13 protein-coding genes and 1 pseudogene are annotated in these 17,419 nt (G+C 42.4%); 9 read left to right on the forward strand and 5 right to left on the reverse strand.

The window, feature by feature from the left end; translation table 11 throughout:
* Positions 1 to 18: 18 nt before the first annotated feature.
* Positions 19 to 717 (reverse strand): carbonic anhydrase, encoded by a 699-nt coding sequence (locus VB836_RS16990; RefSeq protein ID WP_046277753.1) that lies wholly within the window; start codon positions 715 to 717, stop codon positions 19 to 21.
* Positions 718 to 779: 62 nt separating this feature from the next.
* Positions 780 to 2,615, reverse strand: coding sequence for an NAD(P)H-quinone oxidoreductase subunit F (locus tag VB836_RS16995; protein WP_046277754.1), 1,836 nt, complete (start codon positions 2,613 to 2,615; stop codon positions 780 to 782).
* 633 nt (positions 2,616 to 3,248) lie between these two features.
* Here VB836_RS16995 and VB836_RS17000 point away from each other — a divergent pair.
* Complete coding sequence (locus VB836_RS17000; protein ID WP_323220906.1) at positions 3,249 to 4,079, forward strand: tetratricopeptide repeat protein; 831 nt, start codon at positions 3,249 to 3,251, stop codon at positions 4,077 to 4,079.
* A 593-nt stretch (positions 4,080 to 4,672) separates the two neighbouring features.
* On the opposite strand, the gene VB836_RS17005 is transcribed toward VB836_RS17000, so the two are convergent.
* Both VB836_RS17005 and VB836_RS17010 read right to left on the reverse strand, forming a co-directional pair.
* Positions 4,673 to 5,200 carry a single-stranded DNA-binding protein gene (locus VB836_RS17005; RefSeq protein ID WP_046277757.1) on the reverse strand — a complete coding sequence of 176 codons (528 nt, stop codon included), beginning with the start codon at positions 5,198 to 5,200 and terminating at the stop codon, positions 4,673 to 4,675.
* Positions 5,201 to 5,275: 75 nt separating this feature from the next.
* Complete coding sequence (locus VB836_RS17010; protein WP_323220908.1) at positions 5,276 to 7,828, reverse strand: mannose-1-phosphate guanyltransferase; 2,553 nt, start codon at positions 7,826 to 7,828, stop codon at positions 5,276 to 5,278.
* Between the two features lie 334 nt (positions 7,829 to 8,162).
* Here VB836_RS17010 and VB836_RS17015 point away from each other — a divergent pair, with 334 nt between their 5' ends.
* The gene (locus VB836_RS17015) at positions 8,163 to 8,363 is read left to right on the forward strand and encodes a hypothetical protein (RefSeq protein WP_072075568.1); all 201 of its coding nucleotides are present in this window, start codon (positions 8,163 to 8,165) and stop codon (positions 8,361 to 8,363) included.
* 237 nt (positions 8,364 to 8,600) lie between these two features.
* Complete coding sequence (locus tag VB836_RS17020) at positions 8,601 to 10,520, forward strand: CHASE2 domain-containing protein (RefSeq protein WP_407659690.1); 1,920 nt, start codon at positions 8,601 to 8,603, stop codon at positions 10,518 to 10,520.
* A gap of 241 nt (positions 10,521 to 10,761) precedes the next feature.
* Here the strand turns inward: VB836_RS17020 and VB836_RS17025 are convergent.
* Positions 10,762 to 10,965, reverse strand: a pseudogene (locus VB836_RS17025) (transposase); the annotation flags it as partial.
* A 287-nt stretch (positions 10,966 to 11,252) separates the two neighbouring features.
* Between VB836_RS17025 and VB836_RS17030 the strand changes: the two are divergent.
* The 6 genes from VB836_RS17030 (at position 11,253) to VB836_RS17055 (ending at position 17,376) form a co-directional block, all read left to right on the forward strand.
* Entirely contained in the window at positions 11,253 to 12,392 is a 1,140-nt protein-coding gene (locus VB836_RS17030) for a glycine amidinotransferase (protein ID WP_323220913.1), read from the forward strand.
* Between the two features lie 97 nt (positions 12,393 to 12,489).
* Entirely contained in the window at positions 12,490 to 13,674 is a 1,185-nt protein-coding gene (locus VB836_RS17035; protein ID WP_323220915.1) for a sulfotransferase, read from the forward strand.
* 5 nt (positions 13,675 to 13,679) lie between these two features.
* Complete coding sequence (locus VB836_RS17040; RefSeq protein WP_049559098.1) at positions 13,680 to 14,516, forward strand: ankyrin repeat domain-containing protein; 837 nt, start codon at positions 13,680 to 13,682, stop codon at positions 14,514 to 14,516.
* A 158-nt stretch (positions 14,517 to 14,674) separates the two neighbouring features.
* The gene (locus VB836_RS17045) at positions 14,675 to 15,814 is read left to right on the forward strand and encodes an alkene reductase (RefSeq protein ID WP_323220917.1); all 1,140 of its coding nucleotides are present in this window, start codon (positions 14,675 to 14,677) and stop codon (positions 15,812 to 15,814) included.
* 8 nt (positions 15,815 to 15,822) lie between these two features.
* Positions 15,823 to 16,581: a sterol desaturase family protein gene (locus tag VB836_RS17050; RefSeq protein WP_323220919.1), complete on the forward strand. Its 759-nt coding sequence runs from the start codon at positions 15,823 to 15,825 to the stop codon at positions 16,579 to 16,581.
* Positions 16,582 to 16,623: 42 nt separating this feature from the next.
* Complete coding sequence (locus VB836_RS17055) at positions 16,624 to 17,376, forward strand: sterol desaturase family protein (RefSeq protein ID WP_323220921.1); 753 nt, start codon at positions 16,624 to 16,626, stop codon at positions 17,374 to 17,376.
* The last annotated feature ends 43 nt before the right edge of the window (positions 17,377 to 17,419 follow it).

Below are 17,419 nucleotides of genomic sequence, written 5' to 3' on the forward strand. Positions count from 1 at the left end.
TGACCCCAAAATAATTGATTAGGAAACTAACTCGATTTTGCCTGTATCTAGATTATAGTATCCGCCAACGATTTTCAGTTTTCCCTCTTGAATGAGTTGGGAGAGAACCGGAGAAGTTTGCAAGTTTTTAATTTGAAACTTGACGTTGGCTTTGGTTGCTTCTTCTAAGCTTTGATTGGCTTGAATTGCGGGCTTGATCGCATCGATAATACTGCTAATACTACCCGGAACCGCTTTGCCTTCAATAGTCGCTTTAACCGCTCCACAGCTTTGATGTCCGATGACCATTAAAACTTTTGCTCCTAAAACTAAAGTCCCAAATTCTAAGCTACCAATTTCTTCAGGAGTGGCAATGTTTCCAGCATCTCGAACGACAAAAATATCTCCCAATCCCTGATCAAAAATCATCTCTACAGGAACTCGTGAATCTGCACAACTGAGAACCGCAGCAAAGGGAGTTTGACCTTTAGCCACTTCTGTGAGTCGCACTAAACTTTGGTTGGGATTTTGACGTTTGTTATTCACAAAACGCTGATTCCCATCCATCAATTTTTGCAACGCTTCATCAGGAGTCATGTTTTGATTTTCAACAGCAGATTTCGGTTGTTCTAAATCACAACCAACTCCTGCTATTAAAGTTGCTGTTCCTAATGCACCCGCTCCAAACTTTAATAATTTACGACGAGAAAATTCATTAGACTGATAAACTGTATTCACTGTTTGAGTTACCCTAAAAAAATTGATTCTTCGACATTAATTGAAGTCAAACTTCATTCTCACTAAAACAAACCGTAAGCCAGTATTGCTAAAATTGCAGCAATTCCAAGCACAATCGTTAGAGCATAAAACTGGGTTTGACCTGTAACATTATACCGCAAACTTTGACCACTAAAAAGAGTTGCAAAACCCACTAAATTGACAACACCATCCACCAGATAACGATCCACCCAAGACATCACTTGAGAAACTGAAGCAACAACGGCAATAATGGTCAAGCGATAGAGTTTTGCGGTGTAAAAATCGTAAGCAAAAAAGTCTTGAACGGCTTTTGAACCCAATTGAACAGGTTTTTGCCAATTGTCATTGACATAAATTAAACAACCAAGTCCACAACCTGCCAAACTTGACAACAGCAATACACCCGCAACTGTTTGATCTAAACTGGCAAATTCTGGTAATAAATTCCAGTTAGCTAACAGTAAAGGAATGTGTAAACAAAATCCCGCTAAAAACGTCATGGGTAGCACTAAAGCCCAAAGTCCTTCAGGAGATCGCACCGTCATTTGTTTAGGTTTTCCTGCAAAAATCAAACCAAATTCTCGCGTTAAACTAAACGCCGTTAAACTATTAATCATTAACAACACAACAACAATTGCAGGTTCAGTTGTCCAGAGATTTTCAATTAGGGCTTGTAGGGTCCAAAATCCCCCGAAAGGTGGCATGGCAATTAAAGCAAAAATCCCCACAATAAAACACAATCCAGAAATCGGACGACGTGACCACAAACCGCCATATTGGGTTAAATCTTGGGTAATATTATTGAGGATAATTCCGCCCGTACTCATCACCAATAACGCCATCGCAAACGAGTAGGTTAATAGCAACAGTAAAGTGATGTCAGCATGACCCGTTCCCACTGCTACAAATGCGATTCCCATATAGGAACTCACCGAATAAGAAATCGCCCGTTTAATGTCAATTTGAGCCATCGCAATTAAACTTGCACCCAAAGCCGTTGCTAACCCCACAAACACCGCCGTTGACATCACCGTTGGCGACAGGGCTAAAACAGGTTCAAGCTTTACTAATACCCAAGCACCAGACGCCACAACAACAGCATTCCGCAAAATCGTACTTGGAACCGGGCCTTCCATCGCTTCATCTAACCACAAATGTAGGGGAAATTGAGCGCATTTACCCATCGGCCCGGCTAATAATGTTAAACCTAATAATGTGGCAATTTTGGGGTCAATATTAGCAGTTTGCGCCCATTCTGCGAGTTCTGAAAAGTTCCAAGTTCCCGCTAAAGGATACAACGCCACCACACCCATTAAGAGGAATAAATCCCCCACCCGTTTGGTAAGAAAGGCATCTCTCGCCCCCGTTACAACTAAAGACTGGTTAAACCAAAAACCGACGAGCAAATAGGTTCCCAGCGTTAATATTTCCAGGACAATGTAGCTGTAAAAGAGAGAATCACACAGCACTAATGCTGAAAGTCCGCCTTCAAATAAACCGAGAAGACAATAAAATCTCGCCCATCCCCAATCCATTTCCATGTAACCAATGGCATAAATTTGGGCGAGTAAGTTTAAGCCAGTAATGACTAATGTTGCCCCCAAAGTTACGGTTGAAATTTCTAAGGGAATTGAAAAATCAAGATCAACGACTTGTAGATAAGGAATGATCAATTTTTGAGCGGGTTGACCCCAAATGGCATTGAGGGCAAATAAACCATGTAAAAAGGCAATGAAGGTCATCAAAATATTTAGATAACCTGCGGGTCTTGGCCCCGTTTTACGGATAATTCCAGGCGACCAAGGAATTGATAGTATCGCCCCCATTAACGGATAAAGGGGTATCCACCAAATTGTTTTTAGGAAAAATTCTGACATCAAGGTTTTCTTAACTTCCTGCTTAAGTTGTTAACAAGTGAGCAAATTCACGAAACAAAACCCAGAGTATTGAGCGAATCAACCTCTAAGTTGTCTATATTAACCAGTTGCGACACTGGCAATATTGTTTTCTGACATTGTGAACAAATCGATCCTTCCCAATCGATTCATCCAGTCTGGTCAGAAAAGTTACATAGACTTTTTATAAAGATATCATGGTTTTGTATAGATTTTCATCTATAGTTTATCCCGCAGTGAACATGAGACTGAGAAATATGTATGATGGATTGGTTAATGAAAACTTATCAGTTATCGCCGTTGAAGGGGTGGCATTGACATCGACTAATTCTAAATCCTCGACGGTGAAGTGATTTTCTCACTGTTCCAGCGATCCTCTGTTGCCTGTTCCCCACTATATATTTGGATCAAGGGACAAGCCGATCAGACTGTGCTGCGATCGCATCTGAGGGATGAACCTATTTTACCTGAAACAGAGCGATCAATCTCCAGATAGAATTGGCAAAAAAACTGTGCTAGTGCAGGAAAGTCAATCTTATATAAGAAGCCTTAGATTCTGTAACTCTATAAGTTCATGGTGTAGATGCTCAATAGAACGTTTTCAACAAAAAATCCATGTCCTACTTGAAGCATCAATCCTTATTAACTGCGAGCATCTTACTGACACTACTATTTCCTCTTATAAACATAAAATCAGCTTACTCTTTCCACAATCCTACACTTTTCGCTCAAACCCAAACCGACCAACAGTCCAAAGCAGATGAGTTAGTTCTACAAGGTGGTCAACAGGTTATGGCGAAGAAATATCAAGAAGCTCAAGAATCTTACCAGAAAGCTTTGGAACTATATCGTCAGATGGGAAATCGAAAAAGTGAGGCAGGTACTTTAGTTAATTTAGCTTTTGTATATGGACACTTAAACCAACATCAAAAAGCTTTAGAACTTCATCATCAAGCTTTGTCCATTGTTCAGAAAATGGACGATAAAAACCAAGAAGTAGAAGTACAACAAGCAGTTATTTTTATGGGTATAGGCGATTCATATAAAGCACTGGGTCAAGAGCAACAAGCGATAGAAGCCTATCAGCAAGCTTTACCAATATTGAGTCAAATTGGAGATCAATTTAGTCAAATTGGAGATTTATTTAGTCAAATTGGATATTTGAATGTCAAAGCTCGAATTCTTCGTAACTTAGGAGAAATTTATGTAGCTAACAACCAACCAACCGAAGCAATTCAGTATCTTGAACAGTCCGTTCAAGCTTCAGAAACCCTTCGCTCTGGAATAAATGGTTGGAAAATGACTGCTGAGTCCGAACAAGATTATTTGCAAGTCGTGAGTAAGACATACCGTACTTTGGCACAATTATTGAAAGCTAATGGACAAAACGCTAGAGCAGAAGAAATACTAAAGTTGCTAGAAATTCAACATAGTAGTGAGGAATAGAATTTTGACTGAAGCTTTCACTGAAATCACCATGCCATCAAAAGCCCCTATAACGGTCAAACAAAATTGCGATCACTGTGGGGGTGCGTCCACAATACGGCCTTGCCAGAGCAAATGGACAAAAACCAACGCTGGTCGTATAATTCGATGAGAGCAAGTATCTAAAACCTTTATCCAGCAATTGATTGAGGTTTTTAAAAGTTAAGAGTTTTAATGCAAGGGGAAAAGATCCCAAAAAGTGGGATTTTATATCAAATACGGAAAATAATGCTACACATCTTTCTCCCCATCTCCGGTTCTCCCCATCTCCCTATCCATCATAGTCACGCAAATATTTAAGTATTTCATATTATTATACGCGCTCGTTTTTTTGGAGATAATGGCTAGTTTTCAGCTAATTATATGTCCAGTTCGGCGCAAACTATGCGTATAACTTTACTTATACGTGCAGCGTTGTTTTCTGTACGTTTGCTCTCGCAACCCCTACTGGTGCTAACCGATTTCTCAATTAAACTTGCGATTTACAACAGCGATCAACTGAAGTTTTAAATGTTCAAAAGTTGATCGCTCTACAAATAATAGACCTTGAACCGTTAAAAAGGAATCGGGTCATAGTCAGGGTTTTCCGGGTCAGTCGGAGCGTCAAAATCCGGTTCAGACTCCACCTCCGAAGGCGTTGGTTGCATCGGTTCAGAACTCGTTGAATTCATCCCCGATGAACTGCGGTTGCGAGAACTCAAATGAACCACATTATTAGGAGTCGAAGCCGCTTCCGACATCTCCTCAGTTGAGGATGAACTGGTCGAGGAACGGGTCGCCGAACTATCGACGGTATAAATCTTTTGAACAGTCAGTTCGGCTCGTTTTTCCTTAAACCCTTCCTGTCGATCAATCAAATTCATCCCCAAGCGACCTTCAATAATCACATGATCGCCTTGATGATATTTTTCGCTAATTTCTTGAGCCAAATTTCCCCATCCCACGACCTTTAAGACCGCAAAGGAATCATCGCGCAAATTCGGAAACTTAACCAACATTTCCGCAATGGGAATCTGAGCATCAGCCGTATAGCGAAGTTGAGGATCTTGTACGATTTCTACCATTAAAATGCAACTATTCATAGATCTGATTTGGTATGGGTCAGTTGATAGTGATTTGAGGTTCAAAAATCAGCAGCTTAGACAGAATACTATTTTCTACTCTATCTGACTCAAATGATACGCTTCATCATCTCGATTGATGCCTTGAGATTGGTTAACAAAATCTTGAACCAGATTGCGGTATTCTCTGAGCGTCGTATCCACCCAATCGCGATCATGGCTATTAGCATAGAGATGAACGAGAGGTTCACCCGCATCCGGTAAAACCAAAATCCAGTTATCATCTTGAAAATTCAACAGCTTCACCCCATCTATTAATTCTAAATTCTCTGTAGCATTCGTTTCGACTAAATGGCGCATCAAAGTTCCCTTAACCGCCCAAGGACAGCGTACCGTGTAGCGGCGGTGAATTACACAGGGTAAATCCGCCCGAATTTGTGCCAGCGATCGCTCTTGAGTCGTTAACATTTCCACCATCTTGGCGATCGCAAACATCGCATCAAACCCCGGATGAAATTGAGGAAAAATAAACCCCATCTCCCCACTTCCACCCAGTACCACATTCGGATTGGTGTGACAAGCTTCCATCAAAGCCGTAGGATTAGCTTTTGTGCGAATCACCTTCGCATCGTGACGACGGGCAATTTGTTCAACAGCCGAAGACGCCTGAACCGGAACCACCACCGTACTGCGGGGATTTGCCGTTAACACCATATTCACCATCAAAGCCGTGAGGATTTCACCGCGAATGGTGCTTCCGGTTTCATCAACCAAGATAAACTGTTCACCATTGGCATAAACCTGAACCCCAAAATGCGCCCGCAACGCCTCAACCACACGACTCAGTTGATCAAGCAGATTTTCTCGTTCTCGGTTCGAGACAGAAGTTTGACTCAAACTGGCATTCAACACCACCGCATCACAGCCAAATTTAGCTAACAACTGGGGTAAAATCGCCCCAGAAACCGCATAGACATAATCAATCACGATTTTAGCGTTACTGTGGCGTAAAGCTTCAACATTCAAATGTTTCTCAAAACTAATGCTGTAGTTATCAACAACTTCCGCCGGATAAACCACATTACCAATTTCGTGAATTTGCGCCCGTCGTAAGTCTTCCTTAAAATAAGCCCCCTCGATTTTTTTCTCTTTAGCTTTGGTGATGTTAATCCCCTTGCTATCGATAATTTCAATTAAAATTTGATCCGCTCGATCCGGAGACAAACGAACGTGTAACCCGCCAGCCACATTCAGCGTCGGAATAACCGCCCTCGCGACTGGCAGGGCTGCGGCTTCTAGGTTAAATACGTTCACCCCCACCGACATCAAACCCGAAATCAGCGATCGCGTCACCATCCGAGAAATCCCCCGTTGATCACGGGATACCGCCACCGTCGAACCATGTTTGAGAGTTGAACCATAAGCCGCGCCCAATTTCACCGCAAACTCTGGGGTAATATCAATATTGGCTAACCCCTGAACCCCTCGCTGACCAAATAAATTCCGTTTAGCCGTATTGCCCCAAATCAGGTTAATGTTCAGCGTCGCGCCCGATTCAATTTTTTTACTCGGCCAAACCCTAACACCGGGGCTAATTTGCGCTTCTTCGCCCACCGTTGACAGCGATCCGACAACCGCACCTTCTAAAACATGAGCGCGTCGATCAACTCTTGTTCCTCGGGCAATCACACAAGCCCGCAGATGCACATCATCGCCGATAATTGCTCCATTCCAAATAATCGGGCGTTTAATATTGGCATCGGCTCCAATAGTAATATTATCCCCAATCACCGATCCGGCTGCAATTTCTGCTCTCGGCCCGATGCGACAATTGCGACCAATTAAAACCGGGGTTTCTATCTGAGCCGTGCTATCAATGTAAGTATTTTCTCCCAACCATAGACCCGGCGATCGCTGATCATAGGTCATCTCAAGTTTAACTCTACCTCGAAGCGCGTCATATTGGGCTTCTCGATAGGCATCTAGATGACCGACATCACACCAGTATCCCTCAGCAACATAACCATACATGGGGATACCTTTTTCTAAGAGTAAAGGGAACAAGTCCTTAGAAAAATCCGACTCTTGATTGGCGGGAAGATAGTCTAAAACTTCCGGTTCGAGAATGTAGGTTCCGGTGTTAACGGTATCGGAGAAAATTTCACTGGTGGAGGGTTTTTCGAGAAATCGACGAATGCGATGATTTTTATCCGTGATCACCACACCAAAATCTAAGGGGTTAGGAACCCGAGTTAAGACCAATGTAGCCTTAGAGTTGTGTTCCAGATGAAAGTCAATGGCAGCACTGAGATCAAAGTCAGTAATACAGTCACCACTGATCACCAAAAAAGTATCATCCAGCAGTTCAGCAATATTTTTCACACAACCTGCGGTTCCCAAGGGTTGATCTTCTTCCACCGCGTAGGTCATTTGTACCCCAAAGTCAGTCCCATCGTGAAAATATTCACGCATGACATCCGGCAGGTAGTGTAGAGTGGCAATCACCTCATAAATTTTATGCTGCTTGAGCAAATTGATAATATGTTCTGCTATGGGGCGGTTTAGAATAGGCACCATCGGTTTGGGTAGATCACAGGTTAACGGTCTTAGTCTCGTTCCTGATCCACCCGCCATCAGCACTGCTCGCATAGATCCTCCAAAAGTTGTGTGCGCCTGTCATTGTGAAGTGAGAGTCTTTAGGTAGAGCCAGACTCCTGAAAGCATCTGGTGTTTTGTGGAAACGGTAGAAGTTCGACGTTTACCCGGTGCTGACCTTCTGGCTCGTTGCCATCCGATCCACCTCTTGCCTAGCGTTCATTTTATCATTTGATCCCCAACTCTCCGACTGATTGATCCCCGAGATGCCTAAAAATTTTGGGATTCACCAATGTTTCCTAAAACTGCTAAAATAAAGTCAACAGGGATAGCCTGTGGTGCAAAATTTCAGTTTGATTGACAACAATATCTAGAGAGTAGTTGCCTTATGGGTTCGCTCATCACGATTGCTTTGCTGGCTCTCTACACTGGCGGAGTTTGGAAATTCTGGAGTGGGTTTGAGCAAACGAATTATGTTAAAAGTTTCGGGAATCGTCTATCTCTGTCGTTGTTATGGCCTGTATTCTTTACAGCTAACCGTTCCTATCGGACAAATTTTACAAAGGCATTGAAGGGATCAAGGCGCTAGTCTGAATCAATCGATAACAGTTGTAGCGAGGGTGACTTGCTTTTGTTCTGTGGGATCTGATATCGTACCCACTAACTCGGGAAATCTCATCTTGTATTGCTGAGTTATTAGCTTGAATTGGGCTGAGAAGTTCCATCTGTCCACAGTCAACCTCAAGCTGAATCGCTCCCATTCGAGTCAGTTTGATCCAGGAGTCTGGCATCTTCCCACCCCTTCCACTGCACTATAGGGGTTGCTGTGATCCATAAGCTTTTACTAACACTCAAACGGAGGTGGCCCGACGCGACGGAGTTTTCAATCGTAGCTACAGCTACCCTCGTGTTAACCTTAATGCTACTCGGCATCGTTAAGCTGGGAGGACTCCAACCCCTAGAACTGGTTGCCTACGATCAGATGATGCGGTTACGCTCGAGTTTGCCACCTGATACCCATATATTAGTCGTAGCAATTACCGAAGAAGATATTCAAATCTATAACCGTTTACCCCTTTCTGATGAACTGATCGCCCAAGTTCTCAAAACGTTATTATCCTACGAACCCCGTGTGATTGGGCTGGACTTGTACCGCGATATCCCCTATGAACCCGGACATCAGCAACTCGTTGATCAACTCCGTTCCCCGAAGATTATTGCGATCAAAAACTTGGGTTACGCAGACATTAAGGGAACTCCAGCCCCGCCCACCATTCCCCCCTCACGAGTCGGGTTCAATGATATTATTTTAGATCCCGATAACGTTGTGCGCCGCAACTTGATGTTTGCTGATGCACCCGAAGGAACTTTATATTCCTTTTCTCTAAAACTCGCTCTCAACTATCTTCAAGCTGAAGGTATCCACCCGCAAAATGATCCCAGCGATCGCGATCGCATTCGTTTGGCAGAGGCGGTCTTTTTACCCCTACAAACCAACTCCGGCGGATATCAAAATATTGACGCCCAAGGTTATCAAATTCTATTAAACTACCGTTCGGCTAAGGAGGTCGCCCGCACGGTTAGTATCTCTGAAGTTTTGAATGGGTTGATCGAACCGAACTGGGTTAAAGACAAAATCGTACTGATTGGTACAACCGCCCCGAGCGCCAAAGATCTATTTCTGACTCCTTATAGTCCCGCTAAGAAAAGCTCCCCAAAAACCCCCGGTGTAATCATTCACGCTCAAATGGTCAGCCAAATACTTGATGCTGTTCAAGGCGTGCGACCCTTATTTCAATTTTGGCCGATTTGGATAGAAACAGCCTGGGTACTCGGCTGGGCAATTCTGGGGTCAACCTTAGCTTGGCTGAGTCGTCATATACTGATTTTAGTCTTGGGGACTCCCCTTTTATTGGGCATCTTATTTAGCCTTTCCTTCTGGCTATTTTTAAACGCCTACTGGGTTCCGGTGGTGAGTCCGTGTTTGGCTTTTTTCTTAACCAGTGGAACCCTGATCTCTTATCGCGCCTTTCAAGCCCAACGTCAACAACAGGTAATGATGCGGCTACTCGGACAGAATGCCTCTCCTGAAATTGCAGAAGCGTTATGGAAAAGTCGCGATCGCTTACTGGCTGATGGCAAGTTACCCGGACAAAAGTTAACTGCAACAATATTATTTACCGATATTCGGAATTTTAGTACCATTTCTGAACAAATGCCCCCCGAAAATTTGTTAGAGTGGCTCAATGAATATCTGGCAATGCTCACCCAAACCATTCACAATCATCACGGTATTATTAATAAATTTACGGGTGATGGCATCATGGCGGCTTTTGGTGTGCCGATGGTGCGTACCAATGAACATCAAATTGCCAGAGATGCTTTTGCGGCTGTTTCCTGCGCCTTGGAGATGGGTGAACGACTCCAACAGTTAAATCTAGAGTGGCATCCTAGAGGTTTGCCTGTGATTCAAATGCGAGTCGGAATTTTTACAGGCCCGTTAGTTGCTGGGAGTTTAGGCGGTCGCGATCGCTTAGAATATGGTTTACTCGGAGATAGTGTTAATATTGCCTCTCGCTTAGAAAGTTGTCAAAAAGAACGTCAATCAAGTGTTTGTCGGATTTTAATTGCTTATCAAACGTTGCAATATATTGAGGATAAATTTGAAGTCGAAGCTTGGGGTTTGATGCCGTTAAAAGGCAAACAGCAAATGGTTGATGTGTATCGCGTCATTCGTAAGTATTAGTCGGCAATAGGCACTCATGCAAGAGGCACTCTTGCAAAAGGCAATCTTGCCAAATTGATAACTGGTCACTGGTCCAGGGCTGTTTCATTCTCAGTCAACCGTTCCCCGGCTTTTAAAGCCGGGGCTTGCGGTTGACTCGCTTCCCGAGTTAAAAATTGCCGGGGGGATGGGGTGATGGGGTGGTGGGGAGAGGACTTTTTTAAACATGAAAAGCCGTTTTTAGGAAATTTTCTTCCTTTAGCCTTTCTTGTTTTCTTTGCTCATCTAACTCCTGATTAATTTGTACCATCACATGAAATCTATCCGCTACAACTTGAGCATTTGGCATGAATTATAAGACTAAGCTTTTGTATCCTTTCCACAGATCTATGCTGACTTCTTCTATCTTTTCTAACACCTCTGTCCCCCATACCCTCAACACTTTTTGGATTTCTTCTTGTGTTCTTCCCTACTTAATTTGCAGATCCCAACGAGAAATCCTTGAGATTCACCACAATTGCTTTTTATGATTGAGTAGTTCTACTTAATTTACTACATTTGCAGCCTTAACTGAACTGTATTGCTTCAGGTATGACAATGTACTGCCCATCGAGGCCAATAGCGACTGAGTGGATCAAATTAGGTTGAGCAATCTGTTTAGCTTGATTATTTCACAGGCGTAGTGTAATATCTTGACTACCATTATTGAGTAAATCATGCTCGCCTACATTAATTAAGGAGTAATTAACTGTTATGGTCAACAGTTTCAATGAATGGTCTACCCTCAAAGAAGTGGTTGTTGGTTCTCCCATCAACTACAATACTCAAGATTTAGAGTTGTCTTTCAAAGTCTTTTTTCACGATGTTGCCTATTCCGCATTTTGCTATCCTTACTATGGAAGTGATAGTCAAAACAAGGGGGCAGATTCTCAAAGTTCCGGAACCCATAGCCTCAAAAAAAGATACTTAGAAGAGTTGAATGAAGATGTTGAGGAACTGGTAAATACTTTAAAGCAATTGGGTGTTAAAGTGCATCGACCCCTTCCCTTGAGTAAAGCCATAAAATTTGAAACTCCTTATTGGAAAGCCGATTGTATTCCCGCCTTAAATATTCGCGATCAAGCGATTATTATGGGCAATGAAATCTTAGAAACGCCCCCACAAGTCCGAGCCAGGTATTTTGAAAATGATCTCTTAAAACCGATTTTTTACGAATATTTTCAACGGGGGGCAAAATGGACAAATATGCCCAAGCCGATTATGACGGATAAATCCTTTGATACCTCCTACATTTCCGGTCAAAATGTCCCGGCGATGCAGGAGGTTTATCACCAAAATGAATCGGAATTTGATATCGGCTATGAAATGATGTTTGATGCGGCCCAGTGCATCCGCTTTGGTAAAGACATTCTGATCAACGTAGCAACCAAAAACCATTACTTAGCTTACCAGTGGTTGCAGCGTCATTTTGAAGGAAAATTTAACTTTCATATGCTTTATCAGTTTGCTGATAATCATATCGACAGTATTATATTACCCTTAAAACCCGGTACTCTTTTATTACGCAACCCTCAGTTTTTGGATCGATTACCCGAATCGCTACAAAAATGGGATATCATTTATCCACCTGAGCCAACTGAGAATATTTTCCCCAGCTACGAAGAAGATGATTTAATCCTGACCACCAAGTACATTGACTTAAATGTTTTGTCGGTTGATGAAGATAAAATAATCGTCAATTCTCTGTTTCCCGAACTGATTAAAACCTTAGAAAAACATGGATTTACCCCCATTCCCGTACAACATCGACATCGGAGAATTTTTGGGGGTGGGTTCCATTGTTTCACGCTTGATACAGTCCGCGAAGGCTCCCTAGAAGACTATTTTAGTTAAACGGATTGAATTCAACTCCCTTGAGAAAATCACCTTGCACAATTGCTTCTTGAACGATTGAGATTCAGATATGTTGCTTTTCATCTCGCTCGCTTTTATGATAGTAGCCATCCTCATAGGAGCGGTATTTCTAACTCCTTTCCCCCATTGGCCTACCTATTTTAGTATCTGGAAACATATTCTGTTTGATCCTGAACCCTCTGTTGGATTTAAAGCCAGACAAAAACAGGTTTTCTATCTGCTTAACTATACGTTAAAACTGCCGTTTATTGCCCTGTGTTGGTGTCTTGACGAACTGTTCTTTTCCGAGTATCGAAAACAGATTCTCCGCACCCCTGTTTTTATTGTTGCCCAACCTCGCAGCGCCACAACATTTCTGCACCGAACTCTCGCTTCAGATGAAAAAACATTTTTCGGTATTCGACTATTAGAATGGCGCTACCCTTCTATTTTGCTGCAAAAACTCTTGCAAGCGACAGGTATTTTGGAGCGGATGAGCCAAGTTAATTATTGGGGAAATAGCAACCAAGCTGAACTCGCTGAGAAGATGCACTATAGCTATCTCAATGATTATGAAGATGATGGATTTTTGTTTGAAGAATGCTTTCTGCATCAGTTCTATGTCATTAACCGCTTTCCTTATCCCAAGTTATTAGAAAGTCTGAATAACTTTAGCAAACTTTCCCGGAGAACTCAGGAAAAGATGCTACAAACTCAATATAAAGTGATTCAAAAAGTTCTGTATTTACGGGGCGGGAATCTCATTTATGTCTCTAAAGATAATGAGTGTCTTCAACGTTTAAACATGATGAAATCTCTTTATACGGATGCTTTATTTGTGACGATAACCCGAGAATCAGAAAAGTTTATGAACTCCTACATTACTCTAATTTGTCAGTCCGCTTACTGCAAGTCCGGGGTAGATGTGATCAATATTCCCGACTGGGTGCCGATGCAGCGAACGGTTCGAGCAGAAGCCGCCAGCCAAACCATTGAATTTTTTGAAAGCTTACCCCCGGAACAAAAATTGTGTTTCTCGTTTAATCGCCTCACTCAAAATATTAAAGATTCTGTGGAGTTGGTTTATCGCCAATTAAATCTTTCTGTGACTCCAGAGCAAGCTGAATATTTAGAGAACCTAGATACACGGCAAAACTTGCGAGATGCGGGGTATAAAACGGGTTCTGAGGAATTTCAAGAGTTTGAGTTTTTTGATCGCTTTGCTGCCGAAGTTGACAAAAACCATGAAGCGCTCCTGAAGTCAATTCATTTAATCAAGTAGCTGAAATGGATACTCAAACAACAACACAAATTTTAAGGCAGTGGTTTGAAAGTTGGGCAGAAGATGATGTAGAAGCAGTGATTGAGGGCTTATCAGAAACCGTCGTTTTCTACGCCCCGCAAAATGAATTTAACAAAGCGATTCCTTATCTCGGTAAAAAAGTGGGAAAACAGGCTGTGGTTGAAGCCTTTGAAATTCGAGCGGAAACCACTGAACTGTTAAACTATGATTTGCTGGAATTTATTGTTGAGGGGAACAAAGCCTGCATTATTTCTCATACTCAGGAAATTTGTAAACAAACCCAACAAATTTTTGAACTTGAAGATGCTCAATTTATCGTCTTAGATGAAGCGGGTAAAATTGCATCATGGAGCTTTTATTTTGACCCCAATCCAGAGGTTGCTGCGTTTAAAGCGGACTTTGATAAACAATTGATTCAAGCTGTTAAAAACCATCAACTTGATGCGGTAAAATCGCTGTTAGATGGGGGTGCAAATGTCAATTTTAGAGATCCCCAGAGTGGCTTAACGGTATTGATGATCGCGGCAAGTCAGGCGAATGTAGAGATGGTTAAGCTGTTGTTAAATGCGGGTGCGGATGTCTATATGCTTGATAGTTGTTTGGGGAGTTCAGTGTTACATCAAGCTTGTCAAGGCGGAAGTGCGGAAGTCGTCAAACTTCTGGTTGAAGCGGGAGCATTTATTGATGCGGTTAGTGCGACGGGAAAACACAGGACTCCCTTACAGGAAGCTCTTTTCTATGGTCATAATCAATGCGCTGAAATTTTGCTCAATGCAGGCGCAAACTTAATTAGTCACTCATTACCAGTGAAGAAGAATTAATCGTTAATTGTTATCAATCATTAATGCAATACCAAACAATAAAAATTCAACACTGATTACGGGGGGCGGGTTTATTGAGATCTTAATGAATTACACATATTGTCACCTCACCCGCCCCTACACAAGGATAACTGATAGCTAATTACTGATAATATAAGATGAGTTATTTAAAGCTACTTGAACCTTTTAAACTGGGAAATTTAGAGCTATCCAATCGAATTGTGATGGCTCCATTAACGCGCAGACGCGCAGGAGAAAATAATGCTCCAACTTCCCTTAACGCCCTCTATTATGCTCAACGATCTTCTGCGGGATTAATTATTAGTGAAGCGACTCAAATTTCTCCCCAAGGCACAAGCTTACCGCAAACACCAGGAATTTATAGCCCAGAACAAATCGCAGGTTGGCAACAGGTTATTCAAGCGGTACACGACAAAGGAGGACGCATTTTTCTGCAATTGTGGCACGGTGGACGCTGTTCTCATCCGTCCTTGCAACCCAATGGAGAATTGCCCGTTGCTCCCAGTGCGATCGCCCCGAGAGAAGAAAAAGCCTTAACTGCAACCGGGGAAGAAGTTCCTTTTGTCGTCCCCAGAGCGCTTTTAACAGAAGAAATTCCCGGAATTATTACTCAATATCGTCAAGGGGCAGAAAATGCCTTGAAAGCGGGGGCTGATGGCATCGAAATTCACGGGGCGAGTGGTTATTTACTCGATCAATTTCTACAAGATAATAGCAACAAACGGACGGATGAATATGGCGGAAGCATCGAAAATCGCGCCCGTTTACTGCTAGAAGTAACCGCCTCCGTAATTGAGGTTTGGGGATCTCAACGGGTGGGAGTGCGCCTATCTCCGAGTAGCACGTTTCAAGATATGAATGACTCCAACCCGGAAGCTTTATTTAACTATGTGGTGACTCAGCTTGAGCGTTTGAAATTGGCTTATCTGCATATTGTAGAACCCCGAATTAAAGGCAGCCACGATGATTTTACCGAAAAAAAAGTACAGCTTGGCGTCCACCATTTTCGTCCCTTATATAGCGGGACATTAATAACAGCCGGGGGCTATACTCGCGAAACAGGAGAAGCTATCATTGTTCAGGGTGATGCCGATCTAGTATCATACGGAAGGCTATTTATTGCCAATCCTGATTTACCCAAACGTTTTGCTCTCAATGCCCCACTCAATTCCTATCATCGGCCAACGTTTACGGGAGGCTCGGAACGGGGGTATATTGATTACCCATTTTTAGAAGAATCTGAACCCTTTAAATTCTCCAATTTATCACTCAAGTAAGGTGTAATATGATCGCTCAAACTTTGACAGGATTGTTGGTCTTATTTCTATCGGGAATGATCTTTTGGATCTGGGAAATTCAAGATCCACTGCGATCGGTTGAATACCGTTCTCGCTTCCCCAGAGAATTCGGCGCCGCCATGATTTCGGCTGTTTATAGCATTATTCTCGCCTATTTTTTTGTGGCGCTGGTCAGACTAACAATCTCTCCATCCCTGATGGATTTTATGGGTTGGACTGGCTTATTATCTCTGCCTTTATGGGTGCGGTTATTGATTGCTTATTTGTTAAAAGATTTCAGTTTTTATGTCACCCATTGGATTAAACACGTTAATAATACCCTGTGGTTAACCCATAATTGGCACCATTCTATCGATCAACTTTGGTGGCTGGCGGCGCAACGGGAAAGTTTAACAGATGTGCTGCTATTTAAAGTAGGATTTCTCAGCTTTCCCTTGTTGGGTATTCCACCCGAAATTATGATTTTTGTGGGAATTCATTACATTATTCACGATAACTGGATTCATCTCAATGTTAAATGGCGCTCTTGGATGGGGGTGATTGAGTGGTTTTATGTTACTCCTCGCTTTCATTCTGTACACCATACCCAAACGGGTTCACACACCAAAAATTTAGGGGCTTTATTTACTATCTTTGATCGCATTTTTGGTACTTATGTTGATCCGGAAAAAGTTACACCGGATCAAGTACAATTTGCATCAGGAGATAACGCCGTTGTCACCCTGCGAAAAATTGTTGGGGTGTAGCTGCATTGAGCATGAATTAAGAAACCAATCAATTAGACAAAAATGATTACACAAATCATAATCGGATGGTTAGCTACTTTTGTTACAGGTGCGCTGGTTTGGATACTTTTAGAAAAACCAGATCCTCTGCGGGAGATCAAATATGCAGAGGTATTTGTCAAAGACTTTGGGGCGGCGCTGATCTCGATTTTCTTTACCATCATTATTTCCTATGTCTATGCCGATCTGATCAAGCTGTTAATTCCGGCCTCCTTCAAGGAATTATTGGGCGGGTTTGGAGTGCTGTCCTTGCCGATCTGGGTGCGGTTAATTTTAGCGTATTTCATCAAAGATTTTTGGTATTATGTTTGTCATTGGTGGATGCACCATAACAAATATCTTTGGCAAACTCATTTATGGCATCATTCCATTCAACAATTATGGTGGCTTGCCGCTCAAAGAACCAGTTTTACCAGTCGATTTTTGTTTCAAGTTGGATTTATTGCTTTTCCACTTCTCTCAATTCCGCCAGAGGTGATGTTTTATGTTGGCTTGCTCGGAGCTTTGCATGAAAATTGGACTCATTCTAACGTTCAATGGCGTTCTTGGATGGGAATGTTAGAGTGGATTTTTGTGACACCTCGCTATCACAGTCTACATCATACCCAAATTGGAGCTTATAACATGGGTAGCTATTTTACAATTTTTGATCGCCTATTTGGAACTTATATTAATCCAGATTCTCTTGACCCCAATCAGCAGATTTTTGGAGTGGTTGAGCAACCGATAACCTGGCAAAAAGTTGTTGGGATTTAGCATCGGTATGAATTGAGTTAAGCGAACAGGGTGAAGAAATATC

The organism is Limnoraphis robusta BA-68 BA1, from assembly GCF_034932365.1.
GTDB classification, from domain to species: domain Bacteria; phylum Cyanobacteriota; class Cyanobacteriia; order Cyanobacteriales; family Microcoleaceae; genus Capilliphycus; species Capilliphycus robustus.

Bases quoted from the DNA above. Each gene is read 5' to 3' on its own strand.
- VB836_RS17050 (WP_323220919.1), top strand. From the start codon at position 15,823: ATGATCGCTCAAACTTTGACAGGATTGTTGGTCTTATTTCTATCGGGA.
- VB836_RS17045 (WP_323220917.1), top strand. From the start codon at position 14,675: ATGAGTTATTTAAAGCTACTTGAACCTTTTAAACTGGGAAATTTAGAG.
- VB836_RS17040 (WP_049559098.1), top strand. From the start codon at position 13,680: ATGGATACTCAAACAACAACACAAATTTTAAGGCAGTGGTTTGAAAGT.
- VB836_RS17055 (WP_323220921.1), top strand. From the start codon at position 16,624: ATGATTACACAAATCATAATCGGATGGTTAGCTACTTTTGTTACAGGT.
- VB836_RS16995 (WP_046277754.1), bottom strand. From the start codon at position 2,615: ATGTCAGAATTTTTCCTAAAAACAATTTGGTGGATACCCCTTTATCCG.
- VB836_RS17000 (WP_323220906.1), top strand. From the start codon at position 3,249: ATGTCCTACTTGAAGCATCAATCCTTATTAACTGCGAGCATCTTACTG.
- VB836_RS17035 (WP_323220915.1), top strand. From the start codon at position 12,490: ATGATAGTAGCCATCCTCATAGGAGCGGTATTTCTAACTCCTTTCCCC.
- VB836_RS17015 (WP_072075568.1), top strand. From the start codon at position 8,163: ATGGGTTCGCTCATCACGATTGCTTTGCTGGCTCTCTACACTGGCGGA.
- VB836_RS17005 (WP_046277757.1), bottom strand. From the start codon at position 5,200: ATGAATAGTTGCATTTTAATGGTAGAAATCGTACAAGATCCTCAACTT.
- VB836_RS17030 (WP_323220913.1), top strand. From the start codon at position 11,253: ATGGTCAACAGTTTCAATGAATGGTCTACCCTCAAAGAAGTGGTTGTT.
- VB836_RS17010 (WP_323220908.1), bottom strand. From the start codon at position 7,828: ATGCGAGCAGTGCTGATGGCGGGTGGATCAGGAACGAGACTAAGACCG.